This window comes from Pseudomonas sp. IT-P100, from assembly GCF_949767185.1.
Classification (GTDB): Bacteria; Pseudomonadota; Gammaproteobacteria; order Pseudomonadales; family Pseudomonadaceae; genus Aquipseudomonas; species Aquipseudomonas fluorescens_B.
In genome coordinates, this window is sequence record NZ_CATKQK010000005.1 from 147,087 (window position 1) to 165,608 (window position 18,522).

Genomic DNA, 18,522 nt, shown 5'->3' on the forward strand with positions numbered 1-18,522 from the left:
ACGCCCGCCGAGCGAGGCCACTTTGGACAAGATCCTGATTCGTGGGGCCCGAACCCACAACCTGAAGAACATCGACCTGACCCTGCCGCGGGACAAACTGATCGTCATCACCGGCCTGTCCGGATCCGGCAAATCGTCCCTGGCATTCGACACGCTGTACGCCGAAGGCCAGCGCCGCTATGTCGAATCGCTGTCGGCCTATGCCCGGCAGTTTTTGTCGATGATGGAAAAACCGGACGTCGACACCATTGAAGGCCTGTCGCCAGCCATTTCCATCGAACAGAAGTCGACTTCGCATAACCCGCGTTCGACCGTCGGCACCATCACCGAAATCTACGACTACCTGCGCCTGCTTTACGCTCGCGTGGGTATTCCGCGTTGCCCGGATCACGACATTCCGCTGGAAGCACAGACGGTCAGCCAGATGGTTGACCTGGTCCTCGCGCAGCCGGAGGGCAGCAAGCTGATGCTGCTGGCGCCGGTGATTCGCGAGCGCAAAGGTGAACATCTTTCAGTGTTCGAAGAACTGCGGGCCCAGGGCTTTGTGCGGGCCAGGGTCAACGGCAGGATCTGCGAACTGGATGAGCTGCCGAAGCTGGATAAACAAAAGAAGCATTCGATTGATGTAATAGTCGACCGCTTCAAGGTCCGCGCCGACCTGCAACAACGCCTCGCCGAATCGTTCGAGACCGCGCTGAAGCTGGCGGACGGCATTGCGCTGGTTGCGCCGATGGATGATGAGCCGGGTGAAGAAATCATCTTCTCCGCGCGCTTCGCCTGCCCGATTTGCGGCCACGCCATCAGCGAGCTGGAACCCAAACTGTTCTCCTTCAACAACCCGGCCGGCGCCTGTCCGACGTGCGACGGCTTGGGCGTGAAGCAGTTCTTCGACATCAAGCGACTGGTCAATGGTGAGCTGACCCTGGCCGAGGGCGCGATTCGCGGCTGGGACAGGCGCAACGTCTATTACTTCCAGATGCTCGGGTCGCTGGCGTCGCACTACAAGTTCAGCCTCGAAGTGCCATTCAATGAACTGCCCGCCGATCAGCAGAAGTTCATCCTGCACGGCAGTGGCTCGCAGAACGTCGACTTCAAGTACCTGAACGACCGTGGCGACATCGTCAAACGTTCGCACCCGTTCGAAGGCATCGTACCGAACCTGGAGCGTCGCTACCGCGAAACCGAATCGGCCTCCGTGCGCGAGGAACTGGCCAAGTTCCTCAGTACCCAGCCGTGCCCGGATTGCCGTGGCACCCGCCTGCGTCGTGAGGCACGACACGTCTGGGTCGGCGAGAAGACTTTGCCGGCCGTCACCAATCTGCCGATTGGCGATGCGTGCGAATACTTCGGTGTACTGAAACTGACCGGGCGTCGCGGCGAAATTGCCGACAAGATCCTCAAGGAAATCCGTGAGCGCCTGCAGTTCCTGGTCAATGTCGGTCTCGACTACCTGTCGCTGGATCGCAGTGCCGACACGTTGTCTGGCGGTGAAGCTCAGCGGATTCGCCTGGCCAGTCAGATCGGTGCCGGTCTGGTTGGCGTTCTGTACATCCTCGATGAACCGTCGATTGGTCTGCATCAGCGCGACAACGATCGGCTGCTGGGCACGCTCAAGCACCTGCGCGATATCGGCAACACGGTGATCGTGGTCGAGCACGATGAAGATGCGATTCGCCTGGCTGACTATGTGGTGGATATCGGTCCGGGTGCTGGCGTGCATGGCGGGCATATCGTCGCCGAAGGTACGCCGGCCGAGGTCATGGCTCACCCTGATTCGTTGACCGGCAAATACTTGTCCGGCCGGGTGAAAATCGCCGTACCGGCCAAACGCACACCGCGCAACAAGAAGTTGTCGTTGTCCCTCAAGGGGGCGCGCGGCAACAACCTGCGTAACGTCGATCTGGACATTCCGATCGGTCTGCTGACCTGTGTCACCGGCGTGTCTGGCTCGGGTAAATCGACGCTGATCAACAACACACTGTTTCCTTTGAGCGCGACGGCACTCAACGGTGCAACGACGCTTGAGGCTGCGGCTCACGACAGCATCAAAGGGCTGGAGCATCTGGACAAGGTCGTCGACATCGACCAAAGCCCGATTGGCCGCACCCCACGTTCCAACCCGGCGACGTACACCGGGTTATTCACACCGATTCGTGAACTGTTCGCCGGCGTGCCGGAATCCCGTTCGCGCGGTTACGGGCCGGGGCGTTTCTCCTTCAACGTGAAGGGCGGACGCTGCGAGGCCTGTCAGGGCGACGGCTTGATCAAGGTTGAAATGCACTTCCTGCCGGACATCTATGTCCCATGCGATGTCTGCAAGAGCAAGCGCTACAACCGTGAAACGCTTGAGATCAAGTACAAGGGCAAGAGCATCCATGAAACCCTTGAGATGACCATCGAAGAAGCTCGGGTGTTTTTTGACGCAGTTCCGGCACTGGCGCGCAAGCTTCAGACACTGATGGATGTCGGCCTGTCGTACATCAAGCTCGGGCAATCGGCGACCACGCTGTCCGGTGGTGAAGCGCAGCGGGTGAAACTGTCCCGCGAACTGTCCAAGCGCGATACCGGCAAGACGCTGTATATCCTCGATGAACCGACTACCGGTTTGCACTTCGCGGATATCCAGCAACTGCTCGACGTGTTGCATCGACTGCGCGACCACGGCAACACCGTGGTGGTGATCGAGCACAACCTGGACGTGATCAAGACGGCTGACTGGCTGGTGGATCTTGGACCGGAAGGGGGCTCCAAAGGCGGGCAGATCATTGCGGTCGGCACGCCAGAGGAAGTCTCCGAGATGAAGCAGTCTCACACCGGTTTCTACCTCAAGCCATTGCTGGCTCGCGACAAGGCCTGAATCAGGCCCATGAAAAAGCCCCTGTCACTTTGTCGGTGACAGGGGCTTTTTTGTGTCCGGGTGCAATCAGGTGTGAGATTGCAGGTAATTCTCAAGACCGATCAACTTGATCAGACCCAACTGCTTCTCGAGCCAGTAGGTGTGATCTTCTTCGGTATCGTTCAACTGAATGCGCAGCATCTCGCGGCTGACGTAGTCTTTGTGCTGCTCGCAGAGTTCGATGCCCTTGCAGAGTGCGGCGCGGACTTTGTATTCCAGACGCAGATCGGCAGCGAGCATGTCCGGTACCGTGGTGCCGACATCGAGATCGTCCGGACGCATGCGTGGCGTGCCTTCCAGCATCAGGATCCGGCGCATCAGGGCATCGGCGTGCCCTGCTTCCTCTTCCATCTCGTGGTTGATTCGTTCGTAGAGCTTGGTGAATCCCCAGTCCTCATACATCCGCGAGTGAACGAAATATTGATCACGGGCGGCCAGTTCGCCGGTCAGCAACGTGTTGAGGTAATCGATTACGTCTGGGTGGCCTTGCATCGCCCTACATCTCCCTGCTTGAAAGTCTGTAGTTTGAACCACAGCGACTGTTTGGTCACTGTGTTAGCGCGATAAAAGCGAAGATATTCTGAGAAAAGTGGTTTAAATAGCGCAAAAACCGCCCAGATGAGGGCGGTTCTGCTTCTCGTTTAGACTTCGTTAAGCTGTACGTTAAGAGCCTTTGCGATTGCTTCTCCATACGCCGGGTCGGCCTTGAAGAAATGCTGCAATTGGCGATCAACCACATCGCTTGAAACACCAGACATCGCCCCGGCAATGTTGTTGACCAACAGCGCCTTCTGTTCATCATTCATGAGCCGGAACAGCGCACCGGCATGGCTGTAGTAGTCGTTGTCTTCGCGATGATCGTAACGATCAGCCGCGCCATTCAATGCCAGAGCTGGCTCAGCATAGCGAGACGCTTGTTTTGGCGAATCGAGGTAGCTGTTCGGCTCATAGTTCGGCGTAGCGCCGCCATTGCTGCCAAACGCCATGGAACCATCACGCTGGTAGCTGTTGACCGGGCTGCGAGGCGCATTCACCGGCAGCTGCTGGTGGTTGGTGCCTACACGGTAGCGGTGCGCATCTGCATAAGCGAACACGCGGCCTTGCAGCATGCGGTCTGGCGACAGGCCGACACCCGGCACCATGTTGCTCGGACCAAACGCCGCCTGCTCGACTTCAGCGAAGTAGTTCAGCGGATTACGGTTGAGCTCCAGCTCCCCGACTTCGATCAGTGGAAACTCTTTCTGCGACCAGGTCTTGGTCACGTCGAAAGGGTTCTCATGGTGCGCCGCAGCCTGGGCCTCAGTCATGATCTGAATGCATACGCGCCATTTCGGGAAATCACCGCGCTCAATTGCACCAAACAAGTCGCGCTGAGCGTAATCCGGATCGGTACCCGCCAGGCGTGCAGCCTCTGCCGGCGCCAGGTTCTTGATACCTTGCTGGGTCTTGTAGTGCCACTTCACCCAGTGACGCTCGCCGCTGGCGTTGATCAGGCTGTAGGTGTGGCTGCCGAACCCGTGCATGTGACGGTAGCCGTCAGGAATGCCACGGTCCGAAAACAGGATGGTGACCTGGTGCAGCGCCTCAGGCGAGTGCGACCAGAAGTCCCACATCATCTGCGCGCTTTTCAGGTTGCTCTGAGGCAGGCGTTTTTGAGTGTGGATAAAGTCCGGAAATTTGAGCGGATCGCGAATGAAGAACACCGGCGTGTTGTTGCCTACGATGTCCCAGTTGCCTTCCTCGGTGTAGAACTTCAGGGCGAAGCCACGTGGATCCCGCTCTGTATCGGCCGAACCGCGCTCACCGCCTACGGTGGAAAACCGCAGGAACGTTGGAGTTTGCTTGCCAACCGATTCAAACAGCTTGGCACTGGTGTACTCGGTGATGTCACGCGTGACGGTGAACGTACCGTAAGCACCCGAGCCTTTGGCGTGCACGCGGCGCTCCGGGATGTTTTCACGGTTGAAGTGCGCAAGCTTCTCGATCAGGTGGAAGTCGTCGAGGAGCAATGGGCCACGAGGGCCGGCGGAACGAGAATTCTGGTTGTCGGCGACAGGAGCGCCACTGGCGGTCGTAAGTATTTTATTTTGGCTCATGCGATCTCTTCCTCTGTCAGTCTTTAACTGCCGGCTAATCGGCTGAGAGGGAGTATCGATCAGAAACGTTACACCTACTAATTCATTAACCTGCAGGCTTCGATAGAAAATAACTAACGAAGCGAGCCGTTAAGGGCAAAACTTTTCAATCGCCCACAAAAAACCGGGCACAGGGCCCGGTTTTTCGTTTCAGACTGACGTCTTACTCAGCGGATACAGCTTCACCGCCGGTAGCACGATCAACCAACTCGACGTACGCCATAGGCGCGTTGTCGCCAGTGCGGAAACCGCACTTGAGGATGCGCAGGTAGCCACCCTCACGGGTAGCGTAACGCTTGCCCAGGTCGTTGAAGAGCTTACCAACGATAGCTTTCGAACGAGTACGGTCGAAAGCCAGACGGCGGTTAGCCAGGCTGTCTGTCTTGGCCAAAGTGATCAGCGGCTCAGCAACGCGACGCAGTTCTTTAGCTTTCGGCAGTGTAGTTTTGATCAGCTCGTGCTCGAACAGCGACACTGCCATGTTTTGAAACATGGCCTTGCGGTGCGAGCTAGTGCGGCTCAGGTGACGACCACTTTTACGATGACGCATGGTTCATTCCTTACCAAACACGACGTTCGGTGATTACGACGATCAGGCAGTCGCCTTGTCGTCCTTCTTAAGACTTGCAGGCGGCCAGTTGTCGAGGCGCATGCCGAGGGACAGACCGCGGGAGGCCAGAACGTCCTTGATTTCAGTCAAGGATTTCTTGCCAAGGTTCGGAGTCTTCAACAGCTCTACTTCGGTACGCTGAATCAGGTCACCGATGTAGTAGATGTTTTCCGCCTTAAGGCAGTTAGCCGAACGTACAGTCAGTTCCAGATCGTCAACCGGGCGAAGCAGGATCGGATCGATCTCGTCTTCCTGCTCGACAACCACAGGCTCACTGTCACCTTTAAGGTCGACGAACGCAGCCAACTGCTGTTGCAGGATGGTTGCAGCGCGGCGAATAGCCTCTTCAGGATCCAGGGTACCGTTGGTTTCCAGATCAATAACCAGCTTGTCCAGGTTAGTACGCTGCTCGACACGGGCGTTTTCCACCACGTATGCGATACGGCGAACCGGGCTGAACGAAGAGTCAAGCTGCAAGCGACCGATGCTGCGGCTTTCGTCTTCATCGCTCTGACGCGAGTCTGCCGGTTCATAACCACGACCACGAGCTACGGTGAGCTTCATGTTCAGGGCGCCGTTAGACGCCAGGTTAGCGATTACGTGATCGGGGTTAACGATCTCGACATCATGATCCAGCTGAATATCGGCAGCGGTAACCACCCCCGAACCCTTCTTCGACAAGGTCAGCGTAACTTCGTCACGACCGTGCAGCTTGATAGCCAGACCTTTAAGGTTCAACAGGATTTCAATTACGTCTTCCTGTACGCCTTCGATGGCGCTGTACTCATGGAGTACACCGTCAATCTCGGCCTCGACTACTGCACAGCCGGGCATTGAGGACAACAGGATGCGTCGCAGCGCGTTGCCCAGGGTGTGGCCGAAACCACGCTCGAGAGGCTCGAGAGTGATCTTGGCGCGGGTTGGACTGACAACCTGCACATCAATATGGCGGGGTGTCAGGAACTCATTTACCGAAATCTGCATGGATGCACCTATTTTCTAGCCCTTACTTGGAGTAGAGCTCGACAATCAGGCTTTCGTTGATGTCGGCGGACAGATCACTGCGAGCTGGAACGTTCTTGAAAACGCCCGACTTCTTCTCAGTGTCTACTTCTACCCATTCTACGCGGCCACGTTGGGCACACAGATCGAGAGCTTGGACAATGCGAAGTTGGTTCTTTGCTTTCTCGCGAATCGCGACCACGTCACCAGCACGAACCTGGTACGACGGCACGTTTACGGTCTGACCGTTAACGCTGACGGATTTGTGCGATACCAGCTGACGGGATTCGGCACGAGTAGAGCCAAAACCCATACGGTATACAACGTTGTCCAGACGGCATTCGAGCAGTTGCAGCAGGTTCTCACCAGTTGCACCTTTCTTGCCAGCAGCTTCTTTGTAGTAGCCGCTGAATTGACGCTCGAGAACGCCGTAGATACGACGGACCTTCTGCTTTTCACGCAGTTGGGTGCCGTAATCGGACTGGCGACCGCGGCGTTGGCCGTGGATACCAGGTGCTGCTTCAATGTTGCACTTCGATTCGATCGCGCGCACGCCGCTCTTCAGAAAGAGATCGGTGCCTTCGCGACGAGCGAGTTTGCATTTTGGACCAATGTAACGAGCCATTCTTTACAATCTCCTGGATTACACGCGGCGCTTCTTCGGCGGACGGCACCCGTTGTGCGGGATTGGCGTCACGTCGGTGATGCTGGCGATCTTGTAGCCACAGCCGTTCAAAGCGCGGACTGCAGATTCACGACCTGGGCCTGGACCTTTGACGTTAACGTCGAGGTTTTTCAGACCGTATTCCAGCGCAGCTTGACCAGCACGTTCAGCAGCTACTTGAGCAGCAAACGGGGTGGACTTGCGGGAACCGCGGAAACCCGAACCACCGGAGGTAGCCCAGGAAAGAGCGTTGCCTTGACGGTCGGTGATGGTCACGATTGTGTTGTTAAAAGAAGCATGGATGTGGGCGATGCCATCAACCACTGTCTTTTTAACTTTTTTACGAGGACGAGCAGCAGGTTTAGCCATGATTAATTTCCTGTCGATTCGCTGGGGCGATTACTTGCGGATCGGCTTACGCGGACCTTTACGGGTACGCGCGTTAGTCTTGGTACGCTGACCGCGCACTGGAAGACCACGACGATGACGCAGACCGCGATAGCAACCGAGGTCCATCAAACGCTTGATTTTCATGTTGATTTCGCGACGCAGGTCACCTTCAGTGGTGAACTTCGCCACTTCGCCACGCAGCTGTTCAATCTGCTCGTCGCTCAGATCCTTGATCTTTGCGGCTGGGTTTACCCCAGTCACTGCACAGATCTTCTGTGCAGTAGTGCGACCAACACCATAGATGTAGGTCAGCGAGATAACAGTATGCTTGTTATCTGGAATGTTAACGCCTGCAATACGGGCCATTCAGTGGGACTCCAATTGACAGCTACCTACGCCCCGGAAGCCAAGAAATAGGGCGCGAGATAATATCGCTGTAATAACAAATAATCAACCCGGTAGCGCACTAGCTACCGGGCTTGAAGCACAATCACACTCAGCCTTGGCGCTGTTTGTGACGCGGTTCCGCGCTGCAAATTACTCGAACAACACCTTCGCGGCGAATAATCTTGCAGTTACGGCACAGCTTTTTCACCGATGCACGAACTTTCATCACCAACTCCTCGAACCTTATGGGTACTCAGCGCAACATGCCGCTGCCGTAACCCTTCAGGTTGGCTTTCTTCATCAGGGATTCGTACTGGTGCGAAACGAGGTGCGATTGTACTTGGGACATGAAGTCCATCACAACCACGACGACGATCAGCAACGAGGTCCCGCCAAGGTAGAACGGTACGTTTGCCGCAACCACCAGGAACTGGGGAAGCAGACACACGGCCGTCATATATAGAGCACCGAACAGGGTCAAACGAGTCAGAACGCCATCAATGTAGCGTGCCGACTGTTCACCTGGACGGATGCCCGGAATAAAGGCACCGGACTTCTTCAGGTTTTCCGCTACGTCTTTCGGATTGAACATCAACGCCGTATAGAAGAAGCAGAAGAAAATAATCCCTGCACTAAACAGCAGAATATTCAACGGCTGACCAGGAGCGATCGACTGCGAGATGTCCTGCAACCAGCCCATACCTTCAGACTGACCGAACCAGGTACCCAACGAAGCCGGGAACAGCAAAATGCTGCTCGCGAAAATAGCCGGAATAACACCGGCCATGTTCACCTTCAGCGGCAAGTGGCTAGTCTGCGCAGCGAAGACCTTCCGGCCCTGCTGACGCTTGGCGTAGTGAACAGCAATACGACGCTGGCCACGCTCAATGAACACCACAAAACCGATAATCGCTACTGCCAGCAAACCGATGGCAACCAGGGCAAAAATGTTGATATCACCCTGACGTGCAGACTCGAAAGACTGCCCGATCGCTCTCGGAAGACCGGCGACGATACCTGCGAAAATCAACATCGAGATACCGTTGCCAACACCACGCTCAGTAATCTGCTCACCCAGCCACATCATGAACATCGCACCAGCCACAAAAGTGGATACCGCGACGAAATGGAAGCCAAAGTCACCAGTGAACGATACGCCCTGCCCCGCCAGACCAATGGACATGCCAATTGCCTGAACGAGAGCGAGGACGACAGTGCCGTAGCGGGTGTACTGGGCAATCTTGCGACGCCCAGCTTCACCTTCCTTCTTCAACTGCTCCAGCTGCGGGCTGACGGCTGTCATCAGTTGCATGATGATCGATGCCGAGATGTACGGCATGATCCCCAGTGCAAAGATGCTCATCCGCTCCAGCGCGCCGCCGGAAAACATGTTGAACAAGCTAAGAATGGTCCCCTCATTCTGTCGAAACAGGTCCGCGAGTCGGTCCGGGTTGATACCTGGAACCGGGATGTGTGCGCCTATTCGGTAGACGATAATCGCCAGGAACAGAAAACGCAGACGAGCCCAGAGTTCAGACATACCGCCTTTGCCGAGCGCAGAGAGAGCACCTTGCTTAGCCATTTATTCCTCGAACTTGCCGCCAGCTGCTTCGATAGCCGCACGCGCACCTTTGGTGGCGCCGATTCCCTTTCCGATGGTAACAGCGCGAGTCACTTCGCCGGACAGCATGATTTTCACACGCTGTACGTTGACGTTGATCACGTTGGCATCTTTCAAGGACTGCACGGTGACGATGTCGCCTTCCACTTTAGCCAGCTCGGACAAACGCACTTCTGCGCGATCCATGGCTTTCAGGGAAACGAAACCGAACTTCGGCAGGCGACGATGCAGCGGCTGTTGACCGCCTTCAAAGCCTGGAGCAATGGTGCCACCGGAGCGGGAGGACTGACCTTTGTGGCCACGGCCACCGGTCTTGCCCAAACCACTACCGATACCACGGCCCGGACGATGCTTTTCGCGACGGGAACCCGGCGCTGGACTCAGATCATTGAGTTTCATCGATTAACCCTCGACACGCAGCATGTAGTAAGCCTTGTTGATCATCCCGCGATTCTCGGGAGTATCAAGTACTTCTACAGTGTGACCGATGCGACGCAGACCCAGACCCTTAACGCACAGTTTGTGGTTAGGGATGCGGCCGGTCATGCTTTTGATCAGCGTAACTTTAACGGTAGCCATGATCAGAAGATCTCCTTGACGCTTTTGCCACGCTTGGCGGCAATGGATTCAGGAGACTGCATAGCTTTCAAACCTTTGAAAGTGGCGTGAACCACGTTTACCGGGTTAGTCGAGCCGTAGCACTTGGCCAGAACGTTCTGAACGCCAGCAACTTCGAGGACAGCACGCATAGCGCCGCCAGCGATGATACCGGTACCTTCAGATGCAGGCTGCATGTACACCTTCGAAGCGCCGTGACCGGACTTCATTGCGTACTGCAGAGTGGTGCCGTTCAGATCAACTTGGATCATGTTGCGACGAGCAGCTTCCATTGCCTTCTGGATCGCAGCAGGCACTTCACGTGACTTGCCACGGCCGAAGCCAACACGCCCTTTACCATCACCAACCACGGTCAACGCGGTGAAAGTGAAGATACGGCCGCCTTTAACGGTTTTGGCTACGCGGTTAACTTGAACCAGCTTCTCGATGTAGCCTTCGTCGCGCTTTTGGTCGTTATTTGACATAACTTAGAACTCCAGCCCAGCTTCACGAGCAGCATCAGCCAGCGCTTTAACGCGGCCGTGGTACTTGAAGCCAGAGCGGTCGAAAGCCACTTGCGAGACGCCAGCGGCCTTAGCACGCGTAGCGACCAGCTGGCCAACCTTAGTGGCCGCGTCGATGTTGCCAGTAGCACCATCACGCAGTTCTTTATCCAAAGTCGAGGCAGATGCCAGAACTTTGGCGCCGTCGGCCGAAATGACCTGGGCGTAGATGTGCTGCGACGAGCGGAACACGCAGAGACGCACGACTTCGAGTTCGTGCATTTTCAGGCGTGCTTTGCGAGCGCGACGCAGTCGAGTAACTTTTTTGTCGGTCATTTGCTATGCCCTACTTCTTCTTGGCTTCTTTACGACGGACGACTTCGTCCGCGTAGCGCACACCTTTGCCTTTGTACGGCTCTGGTGGACGGAAGTCGCGGATCTCGGCGGCCACTTGACCTACCAGCTGCTTATCGATGCCCTTGATCAGGATATCGGTCTGGCTAGGAGTCTCAGCGGTGATGCCTTCCGGCAGTTCATAATCCACTGGGTGCGAGAAGCCAAGAGCCAGGTTCAGCACTGTGCCTTTTGCTTGCGCTTTGTAACCAACACCGACCAGCTGGAGCTTACGCTCGAAGCCTTGGCTTACGCCTTGGACCATGTTGTTTACCAACGCACGAGTGGTACCAGCCATTGCGCGAGTTTGTTGATCGCCATTGCGAGCAGCGAAACGCAGCTCACCAGCTTCTTCAACGATCTCAACGGACGAATGGATGTTCAGTTCGAGAGTGCCCTTGGCACCCTTCACCGAAAGCTGTTGGCCTGCGAATTTGACTTCGACACCGGCTGGCAGCTTAACGGGGTTCTTAGCGACGCGTGACATGCTTATCCCCCCTTAGAACACAGTGCAAAGAACTTCGCCGCCGACACCGGCAGCGCGCGCAGCACGATCCGTCATCACACCTTTGTTGGTGGAGACGATAGACACACCGAGACCGCCACGAACTTTTGGCAGATCATCGACGGACTTGTACTGACGCAGGCCTGGACGGCTAACGCGCTTCACTTCCTCGATGACCGGACGGCCTTCGAAGTACTTCAGCTCGATGGACAGCAGTGGCTTGATTTCGCTGCTGATCTGATAACCCGCAATGTAACCTTCGTCCTTCAGGACTTTGGCAACAGCCACCTTCAAAGTAGAAGATGGCATGCTTACGACGGACTTTTCAGCCATCTGGGCATTACGGATTCGAGTTAGCATGTCCGCTAACGGGTCCTGCATACTCATGGGCTAGACGCTCCTAATACACAAAAAATTAGCCTTGCGGCTACTACGTGTCGCCGAGTACATCCGCGCGAAAAAAGCACGGGCTCAGGCGAGCCGGGTATTCTAGACACACCCCACAAATGAATCAAGCCCCAAAAGGGGCTTGATTCAAGTTCAAGGTCACCGGCGGTCAGGATCTTGCGATCCCGAACACCGAGACTTTGACAGTGCTTACCAGCTGGCTTTAACCAGACCAGGTACGTCACCACGCATGGCCGCTTCACGCAGTTTGTTACGGCCGAGGCCGAACTTGCGGTAAACGCCGTGTGGACGACCGGTCAGGCGGCAGCGGTTACGCATGCGCGAAGCGCTTGCGTCACGTGGCTGCTTCTGCAGAGCGACTGTAGCTTCCCAACGTGCTTCTGGACTTGCGTTCAGATCAACGATGATAGCTTTCAGTGCTGCACGCTTTTTGGCGTACTTGGCAACCGTGAGCTGACGCTTCAGCTCGCGGTTTTTCATGCTCATCTTGGCCATTTTCCTACTCCAATCAGTTGCGGAACGGGAATTTGAAAGCACGCAACAGGGCGCGACCTTCGTCATCGTTCTTGGCAGTGGTGGTCAGGGTAATGTCCAGACCGCGGAGAGCATCGATCTTGTCGTAGTCGATTTCCGGGAAGATGATCTGCTCTTTAACGCCCATGCTGTAGTTACCACGACCATCGAAGGACTTGGCATTCAGGCCGCGGAAGTCGCGAACCCGAGGCAGGGAGATCGACAGCAGACGATCCAGGAATTCATACATACGCTCACGGCGCAGGGTCACTTTGACGCCGATCGGCCAACCTTCACGGACTTTAAAGCCAGCGATGGATTTCCGAGCGTAGGTCACAACGACTTTCTGGCCGGTGATCTTTTCCAGGTCAGCAACAGCGTGCTCGATGACTTTTTTGTCACCGACCGCTTCGCCCAGACCCATGTTCAGGGTGATTTTTGTAACGCGTGGAACTTCCATCACGTTCGAAAGCTTAAGTTCTTCCTTAAGCTTCGGTGCGATTTCCTTCCAGTAAATCTCTTTTAGTCGTGCCATGGTCTCATCTACCTAGCAGTGTTCAAGCATCAACCGCTTTTTGGGTCGACTTGAAGACACGAATTTTCTTGCCGTCTTCTACTTTAAAACCAACGCGATCAGCCTTGTTGGTTTCGCCGTTGAAAATGGCGACGTTAGAAGCATCCAGTGGAGCTTCTTTTTCGACGATACCGCCTTGCACGCCCGACATAGGGTTAGGCTTGGTATGACGCTTTACCAGGTTCAGACCGCCAATAACCAGACGGTTGTTAGCGAGAACCTTAAGCACCTTACCGCGCTTACCTTTGTCTTTGCCGGCGATCACGATGATCTCGTCGTCACGACGAATCTTTTGCATGTCGGATCTCCTTACAGCACTTCTGGGGCGAGCGAGACGATCTTCATGAACTTCTCAGTACGAAGTTCACGGGTCACTGGCCCAAAGATACGGGTGCCGATCGGCTCTTGCTTGTTGTTCAGAAGAACAGCAGCGTTGCCATCAAAGCGGATAATGGAGCCATCAGCACGACGTACGCCGTGACGAGTGCGGACTACAACAGCAGTCATCACTTGGCCTTTTTTCACTTTACCGCGAGGAATTGCTTCCTTCACGGTAACTTTGATGATGTCACCGATACCAGCGTAACGACGATGGGAGCCACCCAGCACCTTGATGCACATAACGCGGCGTGCGCCGCTGTTATCGGCCACATCGAGCATGGATTGAGTCTGAATCATATAATTTCTCCGACCCCTAGTCCTTAGACTTCCACAGCGCGTTCGAGAACATCAACCAGCGCCCAAGACTTGGTCTTGGCCAAAGGACGAGTTTCACGAATAGTGACTTTGTCGCCGATGTGGCACTGATTGGTTTCGTCGTGCGCGTGCAGCTTAGTCGAACGCTTAACGTATTTACCGTAGATCGGGTGCTTTACGCGACGCTCGATCAGAACGGTGATGGTCTTGTCCATTTTGTCGCTGACAACACGGCCAGTCAGCGTACGGACGGTTTTTTCGGCTTCAGCCATGATTACTTACCTGCCTGCTGTTTGAGCACAGTCTTCACGCGAGCGATGTCACGCTTAACTTGCCGGAGCAGGTGAGACTGCCCCAACTGGCCAGTTGCTTTCTGCATACGCAGATTGAACTGGTCGCGCAGCAGGCCGAGCAGTTGCTCGTTAAGCTGCGGCGCGTCTTTTTCACGAAGTTCGTTCGCTTTCATCACATCACCGTCCGTTTAACAAAAGCGGTGGCGAGCGGCAGCTTTGCAGCAGCCAGGGCAAAAGCCTCACGCGCCAGCTCTTCAGAAACGCCCTCGATTTCATACAGGACTTTGCCTGGCTGAATCTGGGCAACCCAGTACTCCACACTACCCTTACCTTTACCCATCCGAACTTCGAGGGGCTTTTTGGAAATAGGCTTGTCCGGGAATACACGGATCCAGATCTTGCCGCCACGTTTAACGTGACGGGTCAGTGCACGACGCGCTGACTCGATCTGACGAGCGGTGAGACGACCACGAGCTACAGACTTCAGCGCGAACTCGCCGAAGCTGACTTTGCTACCGCGCTGAGCCAGACCACGGTTGTGGCCTGTCATCTGCTTGCGGAACTTCGTACGCTTTGGTTGCAACATTTGGCGTACCCCTTACTTAGCAGCTTTTTTACGAGGCGCTGGTGCTTGTGGTTTCAGTTCTTCTTGGCGACCACCAATTACTTCGCCCTTGAAGATCCAAACCTTTACACCGATCACACCGTAAGTGGTGTGAGCTTCGTAGTTGGCATAGTCGATGTCGGCACGCAGGGTGTGCAGTGGCACACGACCTTCGCGATACCATTCAGTACGTGCGATTTCAGCACCGCCGAGACGACCGCTCACTTGGATTTTGATGCCTTTGGCACCAATGCGCATGGCGTTCTGTACAGCGCGCTTCATAGCGCGACGGAACATTACGCGACGCTCCAGCTGCTGAGCTACGCTCTGCGCAACCAACATACCGTCGAGCTCCGGCTTGCGGATTTCTTCGATATTGATGTGCACAGGCACACCCATTTGCTTGGTCAGGTCCTGACGCAGTTTCTCAACATCTTCACCTTTCTTCCCGATAACGATACCTGGACGAGCGGTGTGGATGGTGATACGTGCAGTTTGAGCCGGACGATGGATATCGATACGGCTTACGGACGCGCTTTTTAGTTTGTCTTGGAGATACTCACGCACCTTCAGATCAGCGAACAAATAGTCCGCATAAGTCCGACCGTCTGCGTACCAGACGGAGGTGTGCTCCTTGACGATTCCCAGGCGAATGCCAATGGGATGTACTTTCTGACCCATCTCTTCGACTCCGTTACTTGTCAGCAACCTTGACAGTGATATGGCAAGACCGCTTGACGATGCGATCAGCACGGCCTTTGGCACGTGGCATGATTCGCTTCAGCGAACGCCCTTCGTTGACGAAAACGGTGCTGACTTTAAGGTCATCAACGTCTGCGCCTTCGTTATGCTCGGCGTTGGCTACGGCCGACTCCAGCACTTTCTTCATGATCTCGGCGGCTTTCTTACTGCTGAAAGCCAACAGGTTGAGCGCTTCGCCCACCTTCTTCCCGCGGATCTGGTCGGCGACCAAGCGGGCTTTCTGGGCGGAGATTCGAGCGCCCGACAACTTAGCGGCTACTTCCATCGTTCCTTACCCCTTAACGCTTGGCTTTCTTGTCTGCCACGTGCCCACGATATGTGCGGGTACCGGCAAACTCGCCCAGTTTGTGGCCGACCATGTCTTCGTTCACGAGAACTGGAACATGTTGACGACCGTTATGCACTGCAATGGTCAGACCGACCATTTGTGGCAGGATCATCGAACGACGCGACCAGGTTTTAACTGGTTTGCGATCGTTCTTTTCCGCCGCCACTTCGATCTTCTTCAGTAGGTGAAGATCAATAAAAGGACCTTTTTTCAGAGAACGTGGCACTGTCGTATCCCTCTATTTACTTGCGACGACGGACGATCATTTTGTCGGTACGCTTATTACCACGAGTCTTCGCGCCCTTAGTCGGGAAGCCCCATGGCGATACCGGATGACGACCACCAGAGGTACGACCTTCACCACCACCATGTGGGTGGTCAACCGGGTTCATGGCAACACCACGAACGGTTGGGCGAACGCCACGCCAGCGTTTGGCACCAGCTTTACCCAGCGAACGCAGGCTGTGCTCGGAGTTCGAGACTTCACCCAGGGTCGCGCGGCATTCAGCCAGCACTTTACGCATCTCACCAGAACGCAGACGCAGGGTCACGTAGACACCTTCACGAGCGATCAGCTGAGCCGAAGCACCAGCGGAACGAGCGATTTGCGCGCCTTTACCTGGCTTCAATTCGATGCCGTGTACGGTGCTACCAACTGGAATGTTACGCAGTTGCAGAGCGTTGCCCGGCTTGATCGGTGCCAGAGCACCTGCGATCAGCTGGTCGCCAGCACTCACGCCTTTAGGGGCGATGATGTAGCGACGCTCGCCATCTGCGTACAGCAGCAGAGCGATGTGAGCAGTACGGTTTGGATCGTATTCGATACGCTCGACAGTGGCAGCGATGCCATCTTTGTCGTTGCGACGGAAATCGACCAGACGATAATGCTGCTTATGGCCACCACCGATGTGACGAGTGGTAATACGACCATTGTTGTTACGACCACCAGTCTTCGATTTTTTCTCGAGCAGCGGTGCGTGAGGAGCGCCTTTATGCAGCTCCTGGTTGACCACCTTGACCACAAAACGGCGGCCAGGGGAAGTCGGTTTGCATTTAACGATTGCCATGATGCACCCCTTCCTTACTCAGCACTGCTGCTGAAATCGAGATCTTGGCCTGGCTGAAGGGAGATAACTGCCTTCTTCCAGTCATTACGCTTGCCCAGACCGCGAGCAGTGCGCTTGCTCTTACCCAGAACATTCAGGGTAGTAACACGCTCTACTTTCACGCTGAACAGGCTTTCGACGGCCTTCTTGATTTCCAGCTTGGTTGCGTCAGTTGCAACCTTGAAAACGAACTGGCCTTTCTTGTCAGCCAGAACCGTAGCCTTCTCGGAAACGTGCGGGCCAAGCAGAACTTTAAATACGCGTTCCTGGTTCATCCCAGCAGCTCCTCGAATTTCTTCACGGCCGACACGGTGATCAACACCTTGTCGTATGCGATCAGACTAACTGGATCGGAACCTTGCACGTCACGTACATCAACGTGTGGCAGGTTACGAGCAGCCAGGTACAGGTTCTGATCAACTACTTCAGACACGATCAAGACGTCAGTCAGGCCCATGCCGGTCAGTTTGTTCAGCAGATCTTTGGTCTTCGGTGCATCAACAGCGAAGTCCTGAACCACAACCAGACGATCAGTACGCACCAGCTCAGCAAGGATGGAGCGCATTGCTGCGCGATACATCTTCTTGTTCAGCTTCTGGGTGTGATCCTGAGGACGAGCTGCGAAAGTGGTACCGCCGCCACGCCAGATTGGGCTACGGATAGTACCGGCACGAGCACGGCCAGTACCTTTCTGACGCCATGGGCGCTTACCGCCACCACGAACGTCGGAACGGGTCTTTTGCTGCTTGCTACCTTGACGGCCGCCAGCCATGTAGGCCACGACTGCTTGGTGAACCAGCGTCTCGTTGAATTCGCCGCCAAATGTCAGTTCGGAAACTTCGATCGCTTGAGCGTCATTTACATTTAATTGCATGTCAGCTTCCCCTTAACCGCGAGCCTTGGCTGCTGGACGTACAACCAAGTTGCCGCCAGTAGCGCCAGGAACAGCACCCTTGACCAACAACAGATTGCGTTCAGCGTCCACGCGCACTACTTCGAGGGACTGCACGGTCACGCGCTCAGCGCCCATATGACCGGACATTTTTTTGCCCTTGAATACACGACCAGGAGTCTGGCACTGGCCGATAGAGCCTGGAACGCGGTGGGACACGGAGTTACCGTGGGTATTATCTTGCCCGCGGAAGTTCCAACGCTTGATCGTACCCTGGAAGCCTTTACCCTTGGACTGACCGGTTACATCAACCAGCTGACCAGCGGCGAAGATTTCAGCGTTGATCAGATCGCCGGCCTGGTACTCGCCTTCTTCAAGACGGAATTCCATTACGGTACGACCAGCGGCTACGTTCGCCTTAGCGAAGTGGCCAGCCTGAGCAGCTGTTACACGCGAAGCACGACGCTCGCCTACAGTGACTTGCACTGCACGATAGCCATCGGTCTCTTCAGTTTTGAACTGGGTGACGCGATTCGGCTCGATCTCAATGACCGTGACCGGAATGGAGACACCTTCTTCGGTGAAAATACGGGTCATACCGCATTTACGACCGACTACACCAATAGTCATGTTGTAAACCTCA

General features: G+C 55.4%; 30 protein-coding genes. 1 reads left to right on the plus strand and 29 read right to left on the minus strand.

The window, feature by feature from the left end; genetic code table 11:
- Nucleotides 1-22 precede the first annotated feature (22 nt).
- Nucleotides 23-2,857 carry an excinuclease ABC subunit UvrA gene (gene uvrA, locus ACM6IQ_RS04600; RefSeq protein ID WP_017341067.1) on the plus strand — a complete coding sequence of 945 codons (2,835 nt, stop codon included), beginning with the start codon at nt 23-25 and terminating at the stop codon, nt 2,855-2,857.
- Between the two features lie 66 nt (nt 2,858-2,923).
- On the opposite strand, the gene bfr is transcribed toward uvrA, so the two are convergent.
- The 29 genes from bfr to rplC all read right to left on the minus strand — a co-directional run bounded on the left by bfr (nt 2,924) and on the right by rplC (nt 18,509).
- Nucleotides 2,924-3,388 (minus strand): bacterioferritin, encoded by a 465-nt coding sequence (gene bfr / locus ACM6IQ_RS04605; protein ID WP_008030905.1) that lies wholly within the window; start codon nt 3,386-3,388, stop codon nt 2,924-2,926.
- Nucleotides 3,389-3,537: 149 nt separating this feature from the next.
- Nucleotides 3,538-4,992, minus strand: a complete 1,455-nt coding sequence (locus ACM6IQ_RS04610) for a catalase (RefSeq protein WP_414878164.1) — start codon at nt 4,990-4,992, stop codon at nt 3,538-3,540.
- A 202-nt stretch (nt 4,993-5,194) separates the two neighbouring features.
- Nucleotides 5,195-5,581, minus strand: coding sequence for a 50S ribosomal protein L17 (gene rplQ, locus ACM6IQ_RS04615; RefSeq protein WP_007943777.1), 387 nt, complete (start codon nt 5,579-5,581; stop codon nt 5,195-5,197).
- A 42-nt stretch (nt 5,582-5,623) separates the two neighbouring features.
- A complete protein-coding gene (locus tag ACM6IQ_RS04620) occupies nt 5,624-6,625 on the minus strand; it encodes a DNA-directed RNA polymerase subunit alpha (RefSeq protein ID WP_003186012.1) in 1,002 nt (333 codons plus the stop codon).
- A gap of 22 nt (nt 6,626-6,647) precedes the next feature.
- The gene (rpsD, locus tag ACM6IQ_RS04625; RefSeq protein WP_003210056.1) at nt 6,648-7,268 is read right to left on the minus strand and encodes a 30S ribosomal protein S4; all 621 of its coding nucleotides are present in this window, start codon (nt 7,266-7,268) and stop codon (nt 6,648-6,650) included.
- A gap of 18 nt (nt 7,269-7,286) precedes the next feature.
- Entirely contained in the window at nt 7,287-7,676 is a 390-nt protein-coding gene (gene rpsK / locus ACM6IQ_RS04630; RefSeq protein WP_002555466.1) for a 30S ribosomal protein S11, read from the minus strand.
- Nucleotides 7,677-7,706: 30 nt separating this feature from the next.
- Nucleotides 7,707-8,063, minus strand: a complete 357-nt coding sequence (rpsM, locus tag ACM6IQ_RS04635; RefSeq protein WP_003186020.1) for a 30S ribosomal protein S13 — start codon at nt 8,061-8,063, stop codon at nt 7,707-7,709.
- Between the two features lie 130 nt (nt 8,064-8,193).
- A complete protein-coding gene (gene rpmJ, locus ACM6IQ_RS04640; protein WP_002555468.1) occupies nt 8,194-8,310 on the minus strand; it encodes a 50S ribosomal protein L36 in 117 nt (38 codons plus the stop codon).
- Nucleotides 8,311-8,337: 27 nt separating this feature from the next.
- Nucleotides 8,338-9,666: a preprotein translocase subunit SecY gene (secY, locus tag ACM6IQ_RS04645; protein WP_008073883.1), complete on the minus strand. Its 1,329-nt coding sequence runs from the start codon at nt 9,664-9,666 to the stop codon at nt 8,338-8,340.
- Nucleotides 9,667-10,104, minus strand: a complete 438-nt coding sequence (gene rplO / locus ACM6IQ_RS04650) for a 50S ribosomal protein L15 (RefSeq protein WP_007896782.1) — start codon at nt 10,102-10,104, stop codon at nt 9,667-9,669.
- A 3-nt stretch (nt 10,105-10,107) separates the two neighbouring features.
- Complete coding sequence (gene rpmD / locus ACM6IQ_RS04655; protein ID WP_003186033.1) at nt 10,108-10,284, minus strand: 50S ribosomal protein L30; 177 nt, start codon at nt 10,282-10,284, stop codon at nt 10,108-10,110.
- Nucleotides 10,285-10,286: 2 nt separating this feature from the next.
- Nucleotides 10,287-10,787: a 30S ribosomal protein S5 gene (rpsE, locus tag ACM6IQ_RS04660; RefSeq protein WP_007943782.1), complete on the minus strand. Its 501-nt coding sequence runs from the start codon at nt 10,785-10,787 to the stop codon at nt 10,287-10,289.
- Between the two features lie 3 nt (nt 10,788-10,790).
- Complete coding sequence (gene rplR / locus ACM6IQ_RS04665) at nt 10,791-11,141, minus strand: 50S ribosomal protein L18 (RefSeq protein ID WP_017341069.1); 351 nt, start codon at nt 11,139-11,141, stop codon at nt 10,791-10,793.
- A gap of 10 nt (nt 11,142-11,151) precedes the next feature.
- A complete protein-coding gene (rplF, locus tag ACM6IQ_RS04670) occupies nt 11,152-11,685 on the minus strand; it encodes a 50S ribosomal protein L6 (protein WP_003176412.1) in 534 nt (177 codons plus the stop codon).
- Nucleotides 11,686-11,697: 12 nt separating this feature from the next.
- A complete protein-coding gene (gene rpsH / locus ACM6IQ_RS04675; protein WP_003186040.1) occupies nt 11,698-12,090 on the minus strand; it encodes a 30S ribosomal protein S8 in 393 nt (130 codons plus the stop codon).
- Nucleotides 12,091-12,300: 210 nt separating this feature from the next.
- Nucleotides 12,301-12,606, minus strand: a complete 306-nt coding sequence (rpsN, locus tag ACM6IQ_RS04680) for a 30S ribosomal protein S14 (RefSeq protein ID WP_003176414.1) — start codon at nt 12,604-12,606, stop codon at nt 12,301-12,303.
- A 13-nt stretch (nt 12,607-12,619) separates the two neighbouring features.
- On the minus strand, nt 12,620-13,159 hold the full coding sequence (rplE, locus tag ACM6IQ_RS04685) for a 50S ribosomal protein L5 (RefSeq protein WP_003176415.1): 540 nt from the start codon (nt 13,157-13,159) through the stop codon (nt 12,620-12,622).
- 22 nt (nt 13,160-13,181) lie between these two features.
- The gene (gene rplX, locus ACM6IQ_RS04690; protein WP_003176416.1) at nt 13,182-13,496 is read right to left on the minus strand and encodes a 50S ribosomal protein L24; all 315 of its coding nucleotides are present in this window, start codon (nt 13,494-13,496) and stop codon (nt 13,182-13,184) included.
- Nucleotides 13,497-13,507: 11 nt separating this feature from the next.
- Complete coding sequence (gene rplN, locus ACM6IQ_RS04695) at nt 13,508-13,876, minus strand: 50S ribosomal protein L14 (RefSeq protein ID WP_002555479.1); 369 nt, start codon at nt 13,874-13,876, stop codon at nt 13,508-13,510.
- 23 nt (nt 13,877-13,899) lie between these two features.
- Nucleotides 13,900-14,166, minus strand: coding sequence for a 30S ribosomal protein S17 (rpsQ, locus tag ACM6IQ_RS04700; RefSeq protein WP_003176419.1), 267 nt, complete (start codon nt 14,164-14,166; stop codon nt 13,900-13,902).
- A gap of 2 nt (nt 14,167-14,168) precedes the next feature.
- Nucleotides 14,169-14,360 (minus strand): 50S ribosomal protein L29, encoded by a 192-nt coding sequence (rpmC, locus tag ACM6IQ_RS04705; protein ID WP_008030901.1) that lies wholly within the window; start codon nt 14,358-14,360, stop codon nt 14,169-14,171.
- On the minus strand, nt 14,360-14,773 hold the full coding sequence (rplP, locus tag ACM6IQ_RS04710; RefSeq protein ID WP_007896757.1) for a 50S ribosomal protein L16: 414 nt from the start codon (nt 14,771-14,773) through the stop codon (nt 14,360-14,362). The genes rpmC and rplP overlap by 1 nt, the downstream gene beginning before the upstream one ends.
- 12 nt (nt 14,774-14,785) lie before the next feature.
- On the minus strand, nt 14,786-15,472 hold the full coding sequence (gene rpsC, locus ACM6IQ_RS04715) for a 30S ribosomal protein S3 (RefSeq protein WP_003176422.1): 687 nt from the start codon (nt 15,470-15,472) through the stop codon (nt 14,786-14,788).
- A 13-nt stretch (nt 15,473-15,485) separates the two neighbouring features.
- Nucleotides 15,486-15,818: a 50S ribosomal protein L22 gene (gene rplV / locus ACM6IQ_RS04720; RefSeq protein WP_003103908.1), complete on the minus strand. Its 333-nt coding sequence runs from the start codon at nt 15,816-15,818 to the stop codon at nt 15,486-15,488.
- Nucleotides 15,819-15,831: 13 nt separating this feature from the next.
- Complete coding sequence (gene rpsS, locus ACM6IQ_RS04725; protein WP_002555486.1) at nt 15,832-16,107, minus strand: 30S ribosomal protein S19; 276 nt, start codon at nt 16,105-16,107, stop codon at nt 15,832-15,834.
- 16 nt (nt 16,108-16,123) lie between these two features.
- Entirely contained in the window at nt 16,124-16,948 is an 825-nt protein-coding gene (gene rplB, locus ACM6IQ_RS04730) for a 50S ribosomal protein L2 (protein WP_003210080.1), read from the minus strand.
- A gap of 14 nt (nt 16,949-16,962) precedes the next feature.
- Nucleotides 16,963-17,262: a 50S ribosomal protein L23 gene (rplW, locus tag ACM6IQ_RS04735; protein ID WP_002555488.1), complete on the minus strand. Its 300-nt coding sequence runs from the start codon at nt 17,260-17,262 to the stop codon at nt 16,963-16,965.
- Nucleotides 17,259-17,861 carry a 50S ribosomal protein L4 gene (rplD, locus tag ACM6IQ_RS04740; RefSeq protein ID WP_007896707.1) on the minus strand — a complete coding sequence of 201 codons (603 nt, stop codon included), beginning with the start codon at nt 17,859-17,861 and terminating at the stop codon, nt 17,259-17,261. Before rplD ends, rplW begins: the two co-directional genes overlap by 4 nt.
- A gap of 12 nt (nt 17,862-17,873) precedes the next feature.
- Entirely contained in the window at nt 17,874-18,509 is a 636-nt protein-coding gene (rplC, locus tag ACM6IQ_RS04745) for a 50S ribosomal protein L3 (RefSeq protein WP_003186059.1), read from the minus strand.
- Between the last annotated feature and the right edge of the window lie 13 nt (nt 18,510-18,522).